Genomic DNA, 14725 nt, shown 5'->3' on the forward strand with positions numbered 1-14725 from the left:
AGCAGGGTGTTGGGCGTAGGCTCGGCGGCATGAGCAGCGAGCCAATGTCCGGCGAACCACTGTCCGGTGACCCAGCGTCCAACGAGTCAACGTCCCGAGAGTCCAACTCCGGCGAGTCAACGTCCCAGGTCGAGAACCTGGAACACCACGAATGCTGGGCCCTGTTGCGGACGGTTTCGGTAGGCAGGCTGGCCGTCCTGGTGGACGGCCAGCCTGATATCTTCCCCATCAACTACACGGTGGACGGCGGAACATTAGTGTTCCGCACCGGCGCTGGAACCAAGCTGGCCGCCGCCTCGGGAGGTGCCGCTGTGGCGTTGGAGGCCGACGGCGTGGATGCCGTCAGTGGCCTGGCCTGGAGCGTGGTGGTCAAGGGACCGGCAAAGGCCATCACAGGAACCGAAGGCATCCTGGACTCCGCAGCCCTGTACCTCTTCCCATGGCAGGCCGGGAAGAAAGACACCTTTGTCCGGGTGAGCCCGGGAACAGTGACCGGGCGCCGGTTCAAAGTCACCGCACCCATGACCTGGTGGACCCAGCTCAGCGGAGCGGCCAAGGCAGCCCCGGAGTAGTCCTGGGCCGGACCCTGGGCAGGACGAGGAAACGCCCCCGACTGCCTAAGCGAGGCGGGTGATTTCCACGCTCACGCTGAGCGCCGATCCGCCACCCCCGGACAGGATGCCCTTCAGCGGCGGAACGTCCCGGTAGTCCCGGCCCCTGGCAACTGTGACGTGGTAGTCGCCTGCCGGCTTGTGGTTCGTGGGATCCCAGCTGCGCCACTCGCCGTCCCAGAACTCCAGCCACGCATGTGACTGGCCGGCAACTGTCTCGCCGATGGCCGCCGTCGACCTCGGGTGCAGGTATCCGGAGACGTACCGGGCAGGAATGCCGCAGCTGCGCAGCGCGCCGATGGCGAGGTGCGCGAGGTCCTGGCAGACGCCCTGCCGCTGGCCCCACGCTTCCTCTGCGTTGGTGGTGACCGCGGTGGAACCGGACATGTAGGTCATCTCGCCGCGCATCCACTCGAAGATTGCCATCGCAGCCTCGTGCGGGTTCTTGCCTTCGACCACGCCTGGAATGATTCCCAGCACCTCGGCACCGGGACCGCTCAGCTGCGACTGCGGCAGCCAGTCGCTGAAACTGTTCAGAGACTCCTCCGACGCCAGGACGTCCCAACCGGCGATGTCAGCGTCCGCGGGGATCTTTTCCGCCCGGTGGACTTCGACGGTGATGTTGGAAACGACCTCAAGATGGTCGTGCGGCATCTGCATGTCGAAAGCAGTGACCCGGGTGCCCCAGTAGTCCCGGTAGTTGCTCACGGCCGCCTGCGACGGCGAGACCTTGAGCACGGACTCAAGGACCACCTGCTGGGGATCGGTCAGGGGTGTCATGCGCGCCTCATTGTAGGACAGCGTGACGCGCTTGTTGTACTTGTAAGCCGTGGTGTGGATGATGCTCAGCCGGGTCATGAAACTTCTCCCACCCAGGCCAGTTCGTCTGCCTGATTGAAGTATTTACGGGAAATGGCGTCCGAGGCCTGGGCAACGGCCTTCTGAACGCGTTCCATGTGCTCGGGCAGTTCGGACATCAGATCGTCCGTCCGGTGGAACTCGAGGAACGTCCGGGCCTGGCCCACGATCCGGCGGGCGTCGTTGATGAAGCCCACGCGCTGTGCCGAAGGGTCCAGCTTCGCGAGGCACTCATCGGCGTCACGCAGGGCATAAACGATGGACCGAGGGAACAGCCGGTCGAGCAGGAGGAACTCGGCGGCGTGCTGGTCCCCGAAGGCGGCCCGGCGGGTCCGCAGGAACGACTCATAAGCCCCCGCGCAGCGCAGCATGTTGACCCAGGACATGCCGGCAGAGAGGACATCCCGGGTGGAGAGCATCCGCGCGGTCATGTCGGCGCGCTCCAGGGACCGGCCCAACACCAGGAACAGCCAGCTTTCATCATGGCTCACGGTGGTGTCGGCCAGGCCGCTGACCATGGCGGTCCGTTCCAGCGTCCAGTTGCAGAAGCGGTACGTCCCCACCACGTCCTTGCGGTGCTGGCTCAGCCCGTAGTAGGTGGTGTTGAGGCTTTCCCACAGGCCCGAGGACACGGTCTCGCGGGCACGGCGGGCATTCTCGCGCGCTGCGCCCAGCGACCCGGCGATGGACGTTGCGCTTGTCTTGTCGTATGCCAGGGCGTGGAGGAGCTCCGGCAGGCCGAAGTCTTCGCTCTGCGGCCGGGCGCCCATCACTGCGAGCAGCTCCTGGGCAACCCTGCGGCGCTCGTCCATGGGTAGGTGGTTCAGGCGTTCCAGGTGCACGTCCAGGATGCGGGCGGTGCCGTCGGCCCGCTCCACATAGCGTCCGATCCAAAATAGGGACTCAGCAATACGGCTAAGCATTCGCGGTGACCTCCTGCGCGTCCGAAATCTGCGGGAATGAACCCGTGAACATTTGTACCGGTTCGATGGCCCGGCTCACTGCTGCTGCTCCGACTGGCGGTCGCGCCAGTTGCTCTCCACTGGCCAGACGGAAACCCGCTCGCGGATGGAAATGGTGGGCCGCGGAACAGTTTCCACCGGCACCTGGGGCGAGTCTGCCAGCACCCAGGTGTCCTTGGAGCCGCCGCCCTGGCTGGAGTTCACAATAAGGGAGCCTTCCTTGAGCGCCACCCTGGTGAGTCCGCCGGGGAGTACCCAGACGTCGTCGCCGTCGTTGACAGCGAAGGGGCGCAGGTCCACGTGCCGCGGGCCGAACTTGTCCCCGCCCAAAGTGGGCACCGTGGAAAGCTGCAGTACGGGCTGGGCGATCCAGCCCCGCGGGTCAGCGACGACGCGCTTGCGCAGGGCCTCGAGTTCGTCATTGGAGGCGTCCGGCCCGATCACCAGGCCCTTGCCGCCGGAGCCGTCCACGGGCTTCACCACAAGCTCGGCCAAGTTGTCCAGGACATATTCCCTGGATTCCTTCTCCTCCAGCCGGAACGTGTCCACGTTCGCGATGACAGGTTCCTCGCTGAGGTAGTAGCGGATGAGGTCCGGAACGTAGCTGTACACAAGTTTGTCGTCGGCCACGCCGTTGCCCACGGCGTTGGCGATGGTCACCCCGCCGGCCCGGGCGGCGTTGACGAGCCCGGGGCAGCCGAGCATGGAATCAGAGCGGAACTGCAGCGGGTCCAGGAACTCGTCGTCGATGCGTTTGTAGATCACATCCACGCGCTGCTCACCGGCCGTGGTGCGCATGTAGACGCGGTTGCCGCGGCAGATGAGGTCGCGGCCTTCCACAAGCTCCACGCCCATCAGGCCGGCCAGCAGGGTGTGTTCAAAGTAGGCGCTGTTGAAGACGCCGGGGGTCAGCACCACTACCGTGGGATCGTCGACGCCGGCGGGCGCCGTTTTGCGCAGGGCGGACAGCAGCCGGCGGGGGTACTCTTCCACGGGCCGGATGAGCTGCTGGCCAAATGCTTCGGGCAGGCCCTTGGCCATGGCCCGCCGGTTTTCCAGGACGTAGCTGACGCCGGACGGCACCCGGACATTGTCTTCCAGGACACGGAAGGTGCCCGCCGCATCCCGCACCACATCGATGCCGGAGATGTGGACGCGGACTCCGCCAGCCGGTTCGAAGCCGTGCACCTGGCGGTGGAAGTGGGCGCTGGTAGTGACGAGCTGGCGCGGGATGACGCCGTCGGCCACTACGTTCATCTTGTCGTAGACATCGTTGAGGAAAGCTTCCAGGGCCCGGACGCGCTGCGCCACACCCTTTTCCAGCACGGTCCACTCATCGGCGGGGATAACGCGGGGGACGATGTCGAGCGGAAACGGCCGCTCCTCCCCCGCGAAGTCAAAGGTCACACCGCGGTCCAGGAAGGTCCGTGCCATGGAGTCCGCCCGGGCGCTGACGTCGGCGAGGGAGAGCTTGCGGAGCGCATCCGCCACCTCCGCATACGAATCGCGTGCCTCCTGGCCGGGAGTGAACATCTCGTCGTAGGCGCCCGTGCGCCCGGCGGCCTCGGAGTAATCCTGGAATAGGTCTGACATGTCCTTTAGCCAACCATCTTTTTGTTTCGAAATCATTACCGCCATCCATTGTGGCGTGTTGCAGGGAGGCAACGGCGGTTCGTTGAATCCGTGTCCTATCCGGCAAGGTTAGTGAGTGCCAGAGACAAGTAATCCCGGGAGCTCCGGAGCCGGCGGGAACAGGGGCCGCCGCCGCGCGCTGCGCGCCAGGCTCCGTGGACTGAAGATACGTTCCGGCAGGCTCCTGCCCGGCCTCCTGACGGCCACCCCGGCCCTTGCCGTTGCCTTCGCCGTACATGCCATAGTGCCTGCACTGCCGGCCATGACCATCGCCGTGGCGCTGGGCCTGCTCGCCGCGAACCTGCCCGGCACGGCGGTGTGGATCGCCGGCCGGGCGCGTCCGGGCCTGGACTTCGCGGGCAAGCACCTGATGCGGGGCGGCATCGTCCTGCTGGGCCTCAAGGTGAGCATCATGGACATCCTGGGCCTCGGCTGGCTGGCCATGGTCCTGATAACTGGTGTGGTGCTGCTGAGTTTCGGCGGCACCTACCTGCTGGTGCGGCTGTTCCGGCTGCCGCGCGAGACCGCGCTGCTGGTGGCAACCGGCTTTTCGATCTGCGGGGCGTCCGCCATCGGTGCCATGGCGGCCGTGCGGCGGATCCGGCATGCGGATACTGTCCTGCCGGTGGCGCTGGTGACACTGTGCGGCACGCTGGCGATCGGCATCCTGCCGCTGCTGATGCATCCCCTGCAGTTGAGCCCCCTCGCTTTTGGCGCCTGGACAGGTGCGTCGGTGCACGACGTCGGCCAGGTGGTGGCCACGGCGCAGACCGCCGGCACCGCAGCACTGGGCATCGCCGTCGTCGTTAAGCTCACCCGAGTGCTGCTCCTGGCACCGGTGGTGGCCGTGGCGGGCGTGCACCACCGCATGAGCACGTCAGGACAACATGCACTGCCGCCGCTGGTGCCCCTTTTCGTGGTGGGGTTTGTGGCCATGGTGGCGCTTCGGTCCACGGACTGGCTCTCGGACGGCTGGCTCGACGCCGGTGCGGGGCTGCAGGACATTCTCCTGGGAGCGGCGCTCTTCGGGCTCGGGTCGGCCGTTCGGATCCGCACGCTCCTGCACACCGGAGCGAGGGCGCTGCTCGCGGCGCTGGCGGCCTGGCTGCTGATCGCGCTGCTGGGCCTGGCAGCGGCCCTGCTGATGACGGCCTAGGCCGGCAGCCGGATGGTGACCGGCACGCCCGGGTCCCGTGATTAGATAGCTGAGTGTCACATGAGAATCTGCAGCGCGATGAAGCCGCTCAACGGTCAGCCCTGATCAGCACCCACAGTTACGACGTTTCCCTGGATGTGCGGCAGGCAGCGGACCCGGACGTGGCGGGCTACACCAGCCGCAGCGTTATCCACTTCTCCGCCGCCGTGCCGGGTCAGGGGCAGGTGGCGTCCACATTTCTGGATTTCATCGCCGGTGAGGTCCACAGTGTGTTCCTCAACGGCAAAGCGCTGCCCGTGGCCGACGTTGTGGACGGTTCCCGGATCCGCCTGGACAACCTGCAGGCAGAGAACCAGGTCACCGTCACCGGCACCGCCCTGTACAGCCGGTCCGGTGAGGGCATGCACCGCTTTGTGGATCCGGCTGACGGCCAGTGCTACCTCTACACGCAGTATGAGCCCGCCGACGCCCGGCGAGTGTTCGCGAACTTTGAGCAGCCTGACCTCAAGGCCGAGTACACATTCCACGTGATGGCACCGTCCGGCTGGGAGGTGGCCTCCAACGGCGTGGAAGCGGCCCGGACGCAACTGACCAGCGATCCGGCCACCAGCCGCTGGGACTTCGCCACCACCCGCCCCATGTCCACCTACATCACCACAGTGCTCGCCGGGCCGTACTTCAAAGCCCAGGACCACTGGAGGGCCACGCTCGACGACGGCACGCAGCTGGAGGTTCCGCTGGCGCTGTTCTGCCGGGCTTCCATGGCGGAATCGTTCGATGCCGCGGAGCTCTTCCGCCTGACCAAAAACGGGCTGGAGTTCTTCAACCGGCTGTTCGATTTTCCCTACCCGTGGGGGAAATACGATCAGGCCTTTGTGCCCGAATACAACCTGGGCGCGATGGAAAACCCGGGGCTGGTCACGTTCACGGAAAGCTATGTGTTCACCTCCCGCGCCACCGACGCGCAGTACCAGGCCCGGGCGAACACGCTGATGCACGAGATGGCGCACATGTGGTTCGGCGACCTGGTCACGATGCAGTGGTGGGACGACCTGTGGCTGAAGGAGTCCTTTGCGGACTACATGGGTACCCTCGGTGTGGACCGTGCCACGGACTGGGAGACGGCCTGGGTGAACTTCGCCAACAAGCGCAAGGCGTGGGCCTACGTCCAGGACCAGCTGCCCACCACCCACCCGATCGTTGCCGATATCCCTGACCTTGAGGCCGCCAAGCAGAATTTTGATGGCATCACCTACGCCAAGGGTGCGTCCGTACTCAAGCAGCTGGTGGCGTACGTCGGGTTCGATGCTTTCATCGCCGGCTCACGGCGGTACTTCCGCGATCATGCCTACGGAAACACCACCCTGGCGGACCTGCTGAAGGCCCTCAGCGCTGCTTCCGGTCGCGACCTGGCCGGCTGGGCTGCCGCGTGGCTGCAGACCTCCGGCATCTCCACGCTGTCGCTGGAGGCGGACATGCACGACGGCGTCCTCGGCGCGGTAACGATCGTCCAGGCTGCAGTGGACCCCGTTACCGGACGGGAGGAACTGCGGCCGCACCGGCTGCGCGTGGGCTCGTACAACTTCGACGCCGACGGCGCCCTGGTCCGCACCGGGAGTGTCGAAACGGACGTTGCCGGAGCGCGGACGGAGGTCCCGGAACTGGCCGGGCAGCCGCGGCCCGCCCTTCTGCTCGTCAACGATGATGACCTGACCTACGCAAAAGTCCGGCTGGACCCGGTGTCCGAGGAAACAGTTTTGGCATCCCTGGACCGCATCACCGATCCGATGGCCCGCGCCCTCTGCTGGACCGCGCTGTGGAACTCGGCCCGCGACGGCGAAAGTACGGCCTCCCGCTACGTGGAAGCGGTGACGTCGTTCGGACCGTCCGAAACGGGAGTCGGCGTGCTGCTGAACATCCTCGAGAACGCCGTCACCGCCGTCGAACGCTACACCCCCTTAGCCCAACGCGACGCGGTGCGCGGCGCCTTCCTGGCGGCGGCCGACGCCCAGCTGGGTAAGGCAGCGCCGGGCTCGGACCACCAGCTGGCCTGGGCGCGGACGCTCGCCGCCGGCAGCCGTCATGACGCTGCCCTCCTCCCCCGGCTCAGGGGCCTTCTGGACGGCACGGTGGTGGTGGACGGCCTGGCCGTGGACGCCGAGCTGCGCTGGAGCTTGTGGCACGCCCTGGCGGCCAACGGGCAGGCCATCCCCGAAGAGCTGGACGCAGAACTCGAGCGCGACACCACCGCCTCGGGCCGGGCGGGCCACGCGACGGCGCTCGCCGCCCGTCCGGAGCCTGGTGTGAAGGCCACCGCCTGGCACTCTGCCGTGGAGGGGACGGAGCTGTCGAACCAGCTGCTCAGCGCCACCATCGTTGGATTTACCACCGCCTCTGCTGCCCTGCTGGAACCCTATGTGGAGCCGTACTTCGAGTGCCTCCGCGGTGTCTGGGACAACCGGAGCATCGAAATCGCCAGCCGGATCGTCCGGGGGCTGTATCCCATGGCGCAGGATCTGCCGGCGGGGACCCTGCCAGCGGAACACCCCGTGGTGCTCCGCACGGATGCCTGGCTGACGGCCAACACTGACGCGCCCCGGGCGCTGCGCCGGATCATTGTGGAGCAGCGGAGCCACCTGCTCCGGGCGCTCACCGCACAGCTGCAGTAAGTCACCGGCAAGGGCTTACGGGACCCGGTGCAGCCAATCCACGGCGCCGAACTTGGTGGTCACCCGGTCCCGGGCGGCACTGAGCTCGGCTGCAGTGAGTTCGGAGGGGGTGGCGGCGTACCGTTCGCTGAACACTTCCATCATGGCCGCGATGATCTCCGTGCGGGCCAGCCCGGTCTGCCGGCGCAGCGGATCAACCCGCTTCTTGGCGCTGCGCGTCCCCTTGTCCGAGAGCTTCTCCTTACCGATGCGCAGCACCTCCACCATCTTGTCGGCGTCGATGTCGTAGCTCATGGTGACGTGGTGCAGCATGCCGCCGTTGGCCAGGCGTTTCTGGGCAGCGCCGCCGATCTTGCCCTGGTCCGTCGCGATGTCGTTCAGGGGCACGTAAAACGCGGTCACCCCGATTTTCTCGAGTGCGGCCATCACCCAGGCGTCGAGGAATGTGTAGGAGTCCGCGAAGCTCATCCCGTCCACGAGCGTCTGCGGCAGGTACAGGGAGTACGTGATGCAGTTGCCGGCCTCCATGAACATGGCTCCGCCGCCGCTGATCCGGCGGACCACGGTGATGCCGTGCCGGGCGACGCCGGCGGGATCCAGCTCGTTCCGGACGGACTGGAAGCTGCCGATCACCACGGACGGTTCTTCCCAGTCCCAGAACCGCAGGGTGGGGTTGCGACGGCCGGCGCCCACCTCTTCGGTCAGCACCTCGTCCAGGGCAACGTTGATATGCGTGGGCAGCACGGTGGGAGCGATGATGTTCCAGTGGTGGTCAGTCCAGGACGTGGCCTTCGCCAACGCGCGGCGAACGGTGACAGCCACGGCGTCGGCAGAAAAGCCGAACAGGACAGCGCCGGGCGGCAGCGAAGCGGCGACGGCCGCGGACAGCTCCGCCGCCGTCGTGCTTTCCGGAAGTCCTGTCAGCGCCCGGTTGATGGCAGGCAGCGCCTCGTCGGGTTCGAGGAAAAAGTCGCCGCTGAGGGAGACGTCGGCGAGGACACCGTCCACAACGTCGAAATCCACCACCACAAGTTTGCCGCCGGGGACCTTGTACTCACCGTGGCGGCTGCGGGGGCGGTCTTCAGCGGCAAACGGCGAGGCAGTCATGACATCCATCCTGCCCCACGACCAGGGCTCCCCGAAACGACAAAACCCCAGACGCAAAAAGCCCGCACCGTTGCCGGTGCGGGCTTTCCAAAGAACCTTGGGGGGGTGAATTACTTCGCGCCGCCGAAGCCCTTGAAGCGAGCGTTGAAGCGCTCGACGCGGCCTGCAGAGTCCATGATGCGCTGCTTGCCCGTGTAGAACGGGTGGGACTCGGAGGAGATTTCGACGTCAATGACCGGGTAGGTGTTTCCGTCTTCCCACTCGATGGTCTTCTTGGAAGACACGGTGGACTTGGTCAGGAACTTGACGCCGGAAGCCAGGTCGTTGAAAACAACAGCTTCGTACTTCGGGTGGATATCAGACTTCATAATGGGGCCTTTGTTCGCACAACTGGATTTTGCCAGCTGCCAGGTATGAATGGGATGGCTGGTGCCTGCTTCACTGCCGCATGGCAGAAAGCGCAGGACAGCCAGCTGTTAATAATAGCTGATCAACGCGGACCCTGCGAACCGCGGGGCCGGAGTTCCCAGAACGCCACGGCGGAGGCGGCGGCCACGTTGAGGGAGTCCACGCCGGCGCGCATGGGGATCTTCACGGCGAGGTCGACGGCGGCGAGCGTCTCGGCGCTCATGCCGGCGCCTTCGGTGCCGAGCACCAGGGCCAGCCGGTCAGGATTGCGCGCGGCAAGCGAGTCCACGTCCACGGCGTCCCCGGTGAGTTCAAGCGCGGCCACCGTGAAGCCGGCTTCCTTGAGCAGCAACAGGTCCTGCGGCCAGGACTCCAGCCGCGCCCAGGGCACCTGGAAGACCGTTCCCATGCTGACCCGGACACTGCGGCGGTAGAGCGGATCGCCACAGCGCGGCGAAATCAGGACGGCATCGATGTCCAGGGCCGCGGCCGACCGGAAGATGGCACCCACGTTGGTGTGGTCCACGATGTCCTCCAGGACAGCGACCCGGCGCGCGCCAGCCAGCAGCTCGTGGAGGGGCACCGGTTCCGGCCGTTGCATGGCCGCCATGGCGCCGCGGTGGAGGTGGAACCCGGTGATCTCTTCGAGCAGGGCCGCGCTGCCAATAAACGCGGGAACGTCCGGATGGGCACTGAGGACATCCTGCAGGTCAGCCAGCCATTTCTCCGCCAGGAAGAACGACCTTGGCCGGTGGCCGGCCGCCAACGCCCGGCGCAGGACCCGTGAGGATTCGGCGATGTACATTCCTTCAGCCGGTTCACGGAGCTTCCGCAGGTGAACGTCCGTCAGCTGCGTGTAGTCGGAGACGCGGGGATCCCCGGCCGATTCGAGGTAGTGGATTGTCACGGGCTGATTATTTCATCAGGTTGGCGATCATAAAGCCCAGCGCCATCAGGCCGAGCGCAAAGATGATAGTCCGCAGCACAGCCGGGGACAGCCGCCGTCCCACCTTGGAGCCCAGGAGGCCCCCGATCGTGGAGCTCACGGCGATCAGGAGCACCACCAGCCAGTTGATCCGGTCAAACGCGAAGAGCAGGTAGGACACTGCGGCCACGAGGTTCACGCCGAGGACCAGGATGTTTTTCATGGCATTGGCGTTCTGGATGGTGCCGGTGAGGAACACGCCCAGGATACCCACCAGGAGGATGCCTTGGGCGGCCACGAAGTAGCCGCCGTAGACGCCGGCCAGGTACACCAGCACAATCAGGAGGACGCCATGGCGTTTGTCCTTGATGGCGTGCTCGGGGTTTTCCTCGCGGTTGCGGACCCAGGCCTGCAGCCGCGGCTGGAACACCACCATCAGCAGGGCCAGGACCAGGAGGACCGGCGCGACGTAGTGGAAGACCTTCTCCGGCAGGTGCAGCAGCAGCCAGGCTCCGGTGATGCCGCCCAGCAGCGACGCCGGCAGGAGCTTCAGCAGCTGCAGGCCGCGGCCCTTGAGTTCGCGGCGGTAGCCCCACGCGCCCGCTGCGGTGCCGGCCACAAGGCCCATCGCGTTGCTCATGGAAGCGACCACCGGAGTGACGCCGAGGGCGATCAGGACCGGGAAGGTGACCAGTGTGCCGGAGCCTACAACGGCGTTGATGGTGCCGGCCCACAGGCCGGCAAAAAACACAAAGACGCTGCTGAGAAGATCCACGGTTGGCGGCGCCCGCGGCCTAGCGGCGGGCGGTGGCGGTGTAGCGGCCGGCGTTGACGGTGACGTCGAGTTCCACGTCGAAGGTCTTGCTGAGGTGCTCCGCCGTGAGCACACCCTCGAGGGGTCCTGCCGCCACCACGTTGGATTCACGGAGCAACATCGCGTGGGTGAAGCCAGGCGGCACTTCTTCGAGGTGGTGGGTGACCAGGACAATGGCCGGAGCGGCGTCATCACGGGCCAGTTCGGTGAGGCGGTGCACCAGGTCCTCGCGCCCACCCAGGTCCAGGCCGGCGGCAGGTTCGTCGAGCAGGAGGAGTTCCGGGTCAGTCATCAGGGCACGGGCAATCTGGACGCGCTTGCGCTCACCCTCGGACAGGGACGCGAAAGCCCTGTTCAGGAACGGCCCCATGCCCCAATCATTCAGCAGCCTGAAAGCCCGGCGTTCGTCAGCCCTCTCATAGCCCTCACGCCACCGCCCCGTCACGCCGTACGCCGCGGTGACAACAACATTGAGGACCGTTTCGTGCCCGGGAATCTGGTTGGCCAGTGCGGCGGAGGACAGGCCGATGCGGGGCCGGAGTTCAAACACGTCCACGGAGCCGAGGATTTCCTCCAGGACGCCGGCTATGCCGCTGGTGGGGTGAAGACGGGCTGCAGCAATCTGAAGGAGAGTGGTCTTGCCTGCGCCGTTGGGTCCCAGGATGACCCAGCGCTCGCCCTCCTTGACCTGCCAGTCCACCTTGTTCAGGAGCGTCTTAGACCCACGGACAACGCTGACGGCGGCCAATTCAAGAACATCACTCATAGGAGTAGACACTAGGACAAAACAGGGACGGACTGATAACTGAAACGTGGACAGCGACGCTTGTCACAGTCACGGCCACGGCCCGTCTGCTGGCCGGCCCACGGGTTCGCCATCAACGTGGCGCAATCAATTCGGGCGGCTCTCCCCCGCTGGCTAAGATTGCAGCCATGACTTCGAACGTGACTGCGGTCAGCTATGGCCCAAAACTGACTGCCTCCGGGCTCGACAAGCTGCGCTCCGCCCTGACGGGCAGTGGCGCCACGCTCCAATCCGAATCAAGGGGCGGGGACAGCCGGTTTGAGGTCCACACTGCCGAGGTCGCCGTCGCGGATGGCACGGACGCCGGCATTTCGGCCCTCCGCCGGGCGGTGGCCGAGGCGGCGCAGGATGGCCTGGACACCGCCATCGTTCCCGCTGGCCTTCGTGCGGCTCCGCGGAAGCTGTTGATCATGGACGTTGATTCGACGCTGATCCAGCAGGAAGTCATCGAGCTCCTGGCAGCCTATGCGGGCAAGCGGGAGGAGGTGGCGGCAGTCACCGAAGCGGCGATGCGCGGTGAACTGGACTTCGCGCAGAGCCTCCACGCGCGGGTGGCCGTGCTCGCAGGGCTGCCGGCCGCCGTCGTCGATTCCGTCCGGGCGGAAGTGAAGCTGAGCGAAGGTGCCGCTGAGCTGGTTGCGGCGTTCAAGGCTGCAGGCCACGTGGTGGCCGTGGTGTCCGGGGGGTTCAACCAGATCCTGGGTCCCATCGCTGAGGATCTGGGCCTGGACTACTGGCTGGCGAACGAACTTGAGATTGTGGACGGCGCCCTGACCGGCAAGGTGCTCGGTGCCGTCATCGACCGTGCGGCGAAGGAAAAGTACCTGCGTGTGTGGGCGGCCGCAGAAGGAATCGCGATGGAACACACCATTGCCGTGGGCGACGGCGCCAACGACCTGGACATGCTCGGGGCCGCCGGGATGGGAGTGGCGTTCAATGCCAAACCTGCAGTCCGGGCAGTTGCGGACTCTGCGATCAACATGCCGTACCTCGATGCCGTGCGGCACATCGCCGGCGTCTGAAGCAACCTCCGCCGATACGCCCAGAAGGCACGTCGCGGCAATGTTCTCAAGGAACAATGCTGCGACGTGCCTTCTCGCGTTGGTGAAGCTTAGTTGGCGCCCTTGCCGAAGTAGTCGGAACCGCCGGCGTACTCCGTGTGGCCGGATTCGACGTCTGCCGTAGCCATGCTGGCGACAACTTCAGCGAACTCCTCCACGGAGTAGAGCTTGCCGGCCTCGGCGCGCCGGGCTTCGATGGCGCCCGGGTTCGACCGGTCCAGCAGCGTCGCCGTGACAGTGCCTTCGATCATGTCGCCGGACACAACCACCAGCGAGATGCCCTTTTCCGCCAGGTTCGGCAGGAGCTCACGCAGGGCGTCCTCGCCGGCACGCTTGCTGCGGGCCACGGGCTCGTATTCGGGCATGGTGGGAACTGAGTTGATGAAGTGGGCCTGGTGGCTGGTCACGAAGACCACGCGAGAGCCCTCCTTCATCAGGGGCACGGCGGCGTTGAGCATGTTGACCTGCGCATCGCGGTTCAGCTTCAGGGCGTAGTCGTCTTCCATGCCGGACTCCATGCCGCCGGAAGCGTTGAGCACCAGGACGTCCAGCGAACCGAAGTTCTCCATGGCCGCGCTGGCCAGGGCCTGCACGCCTTCCTGGGTGGTCAGGTCCGCGCCCACGGCGGTGGCGCGGCCGCCGGCAGCTTCAATTCCTGCGACCACCTTGTTGGCGCGCGGCGCCTTCTGGCGGTAATTAACTACGACGGCAGCGCCCTCGGCAGCGAGGTTCTTGGCCACTTCGGCGCCGATTCCCCGTGAGGATCCGGTCACAATGGCAGTTTTGTTGTCCAGCAGTCCCATATGGGCTCCTTTGTTTGAAACGTCTAAATCGCTTGAGGTCTGAAGTCCATCATGCCAGCGCCTGCACCACATTCGCTTGTGTGACCCCCACAAAGAAGCCCTGTCACGCTAGTTTCAGTGGCCCATGCCGAGTCCGCCGTCAACGGGGATGACGGCGCCGGAAATGTAGGCCGCCTCGTCGCTGGAAATCCAACGGACGACGTTGGCCACCTCCGTTGCCTCGGCAAACCGGCCGGCAGGAATGCTGGACAGGTAGCCCTTCTGGGTGGCTTCGGGCAGTTCCGCCGTCATATCCGTGTTGATGAATCCGGGGGCCACAACGTTTGCTGTGATCCCGCGTGAACCCAGCTCGCGGGTCAGGGACCGGGCGATCCCCACCAGGCCGGCCTTGGAGGCGGAGTAGTTGATCTGGCCAGGCGCGCCGTAGAGGCCGGAGACCGAGGAAATGAGGACCACGCGGCCCTTGCGCATCCGGATCATGCCCTTCGAGGCGCGCTTGATGACGCGGAATGCGCCGGTGAGGTTGGTGTCGATCACGGACGTGAAGTCATCTTCACTCATGCGCATCAGGAGCGTGTCCTTGGTGATCCCCGCGTTTGCCACCAGGACCTCGACGGGACCGTGGGCAGCTTCCACCTCGGCGAAGGCGGCATCCACAGAAGCCTCGTCAGTCACATCGGCCTTCACACCCAGAATCCCGGCCGGCAGCTCCGACGCGCTCCGGTAGGTCACCGCCACCTTGTCGCCGTTGGCCACAAAAGCCTGCGCGATGGCCAGGCCGATGCCGCGGTTTCCACCGGTGATCAGGACGCTGCGGGCCGTTGTAGCTGCTTCAGACATTAAACGCTCCGGGATTCTGCGGCACGTGCAGCCGCGATAGGACGGGGGTGTGATTTTTGCTGCCTCCGATCTTA

14 protein-coding genes are annotated in these 14725 nt (G+C 66.0%); 4 read left to right on the top strand and 10 right to left on the bottom strand.

Annotated features, from left to right (window positions below; translation table 11 throughout):
• The first annotated feature begins 29 nt into the window (after positions 1-29).
• The gene (locus ACVWY0_RS13040) at positions 30-572 is read left to right on the top strand and encodes a pyridoxamine 5'-phosphate oxidase family protein (protein ID WP_485837068.1); all 543 of its coding nucleotides are present in this window, start codon (positions 30-32) and stop codon (positions 570-572) included.
• 45 nt (positions 573-617) lie between these two features.
• Here the strand turns inward: ACVWY0_RS13040 and ACVWY0_RS13045 are convergent, their stop codons facing one another.
• The 3 genes from ACVWY0_RS13045 to ACVWY0_RS13055 all read right to left on the bottom strand — a co-directional run bounded on the left by ACVWY0_RS13045 (position 618) and on the right by ACVWY0_RS13055 (position 4024).
• Positions 618-1469, bottom strand: a complete 852-nt coding sequence (locus ACVWY0_RS13045; protein ID WP_485837069.1) for a transglutaminase family protein — start codon at positions 1467-1469, stop codon at positions 618-620.
• Entirely contained in the window at positions 1466-2392 is a 927-nt protein-coding gene (locus tag ACVWY0_RS13050) for an alpha-E domain-containing protein (protein ID WP_111909491.1), read from the bottom strand. The genes ACVWY0_RS13045 and ACVWY0_RS13050 overlap by 4 nt, the downstream gene beginning before the upstream one ends.
• 75 nt (positions 2393-2467) lie before the next feature.
• Positions 2468-4024: a circularly permuted type 2 ATP-grasp protein gene (locus ACVWY0_RS13055; RefSeq protein ID WP_485837070.1), complete on the bottom strand. Its 1557-nt coding sequence runs from the start codon at positions 4022-4024 to the stop codon at positions 2468-2470.
• A gap of 178 nt (positions 4025-4202) precedes the next feature.
• Here ACVWY0_RS13055 and ACVWY0_RS13060 point away from each other — a divergent pair, with 178 nt between their 5' ends.
• Positions 4203-5219 carry a YeiH family protein gene (locus ACVWY0_RS13060; RefSeq protein WP_485837099.1) on the top strand — a complete coding sequence of 339 codons (1017 nt, stop codon included), beginning with the start codon at positions 4203-4205 and terminating at the stop codon, positions 5217-5219.
• A 53-nt stretch (positions 5220-5272) separates the two neighbouring features.
• The gene (gene pepN / locus ACVWY0_RS13065; RefSeq protein WP_485837071.1) at positions 5273-7888 is read left to right on the top strand and encodes an aminopeptidase N; all 2616 of its coding nucleotides are present in this window, start codon (positions 5273-5275) and stop codon (positions 7886-7888) included.
• A gap of 15 nt (positions 7889-7903) precedes the next feature.
• Here pepN and lplAB read toward each other — a convergent pair whose 3' ends face one another.
• From lplAB to ACVWY0_RS13090, 5 genes are all read right to left on the bottom strand, one after another.
• A complete protein-coding gene (lplAB, locus tag ACVWY0_RS13070) occupies positions 7904-9004 on the bottom strand; it encodes a lipoate-protein ligase LplAB (protein WP_485837072.1) in 1101 nt (366 codons plus the stop codon).
• Between the two features lie 101 nt (positions 9005-9105).
• Complete coding sequence (locus tag ACVWY0_RS13075; RefSeq protein WP_056339888.1) at positions 9106-9363, bottom strand: type B 50S ribosomal protein L31; 258 nt, start codon at positions 9361-9363, stop codon at positions 9106-9108.
• 122 nt (positions 9364-9485) lie between these two features.
• On the bottom strand, positions 9486-10310 hold the full coding sequence (locus ACVWY0_RS13080; RefSeq protein ID WP_485837073.1) for a TrmH family RNA methyltransferase: 825 nt from the start codon (positions 10308-10310) through the stop codon (positions 9486-9488).
• A gap of 7 nt (positions 10311-10317) precedes the next feature.
• On the bottom strand, positions 10318-11103 hold the full coding sequence (locus ACVWY0_RS13085; RefSeq protein ID WP_485837074.1) for a sulfite exporter TauE/SafE family protein: 786 nt from the start codon (positions 11101-11103) through the stop codon (positions 10318-10320).
• Positions 11104-11122: 19 nt separating this feature from the next.
• Positions 11123-11908 (bottom strand): ABC transporter ATP-binding protein, encoded by a 786-nt coding sequence (locus tag ACVWY0_RS13090; protein WP_485837075.1) that lies wholly within the window; start codon positions 11906-11908, stop codon positions 11123-11125.
• A 167-nt stretch (positions 11909-12075) separates the two neighbouring features.
• Between ACVWY0_RS13090 and serB the strand changes: the two genes are divergently transcribed.
• Positions 12076-12969, top strand: coding sequence for a phosphoserine phosphatase SerB (serB, locus tag ACVWY0_RS13095; RefSeq protein WP_485837076.1), 894 nt, complete (start codon positions 12076-12078; stop codon positions 12967-12969).
• 89 nt (positions 12970-13058) lie between these two features.
• On the opposite strand, the gene ACVWY0_RS13100 is transcribed toward serB, so the two are convergent.
• Together ACVWY0_RS13100 and fabG are read right to left on the bottom strand one after the other, a co-directional pair.
• Positions 13059-13811, bottom strand: coding sequence for an SDR family oxidoreductase (locus tag ACVWY0_RS13100; protein WP_485837077.1), 753 nt, complete (start codon positions 13809-13811; stop codon positions 13059-13061).
• 114 nt (positions 13812-13925) lie between these two features.
• Positions 13926-14651: a 3-oxoacyl-ACP reductase FabG gene (gene fabG / locus ACVWY0_RS13105; RefSeq protein ID WP_485837078.1), complete on the bottom strand. Its 726-nt coding sequence runs from the start codon at positions 14649-14651 to the stop codon at positions 13926-13928.
• Positions 14652-14725: the final 74 nt, after the last annotated feature.

This window comes from Arthrobacter sp. UYNi723, from assembly GCF_054057635.1.

Bases quoted from the DNA above. Each gene is read 5' to 3' on its own strand.
- ACVWY0_RS13075 (WP_056339888.1), bottom strand. From the start codon at position 9,363: ATGAAGTCTGATATCCACCCGAAGTACGAAGCTGTTGTTTTCAACGAC.
- ACVWY0_RS13050 (WP_111909491.1), bottom strand. From the start codon at position 2,392: ATGCTTAGCCGTATTGCTGAGTCCCTATTTTGGATCGGACGCTATGTG.
- fabG (WP_485837078.1), bottom strand. From the start codon at position 14,651: ATGTCTGAAGCAGCTACAACGGCCCGCAGCGTCCTGATCACCGGTGGA.
- ACVWY0_RS13045 (WP_485837069.1), bottom strand. From the start codon at position 1,469: ATGACCCGGCTGAGCATCATCCACACCACGGCTTACAAGTACAACAAG.
- ACVWY0_RS13100 (WP_485837077.1), bottom strand. From the start codon at position 13,811: ATGGGACTGCTGGACAACAAAACTGCCATTGTGACCGGATCCTCACGG.
- serB (WP_485837076.1), top strand. From the start codon at position 12,076: ATGACTTCGAACGTGACTGCGGTCAGCTATGGCCCAAAACTGACTGCC.
- lplAB (WP_485837072.1), bottom strand. From the start codon at position 9,004: ATGGATGTCATGACTGCCTCGCCGTTTGCCGCTGAAGACCGCCCCCGC.
- ACVWY0_RS13055 (WP_485837070.1), bottom strand. From the start codon at position 4,024: ATGTCAGACCTATTCCAGGATTACTCCGAGGCCGCCGGGCGCACGGGC.
- ACVWY0_RS13090 (WP_485837075.1), bottom strand. From the start codon at position 11,908: ATGAGTGATGTTCTTGAATTGGCCGCCGTCAGCGTTGTCCGTGGGTCT.
- ACVWY0_RS13040 (WP_485837068.1), top strand. From the start codon at position 30: ATGAGCAGCGAGCCAATGTCCGGCGAACCACTGTCCGGTGACCCAGCG.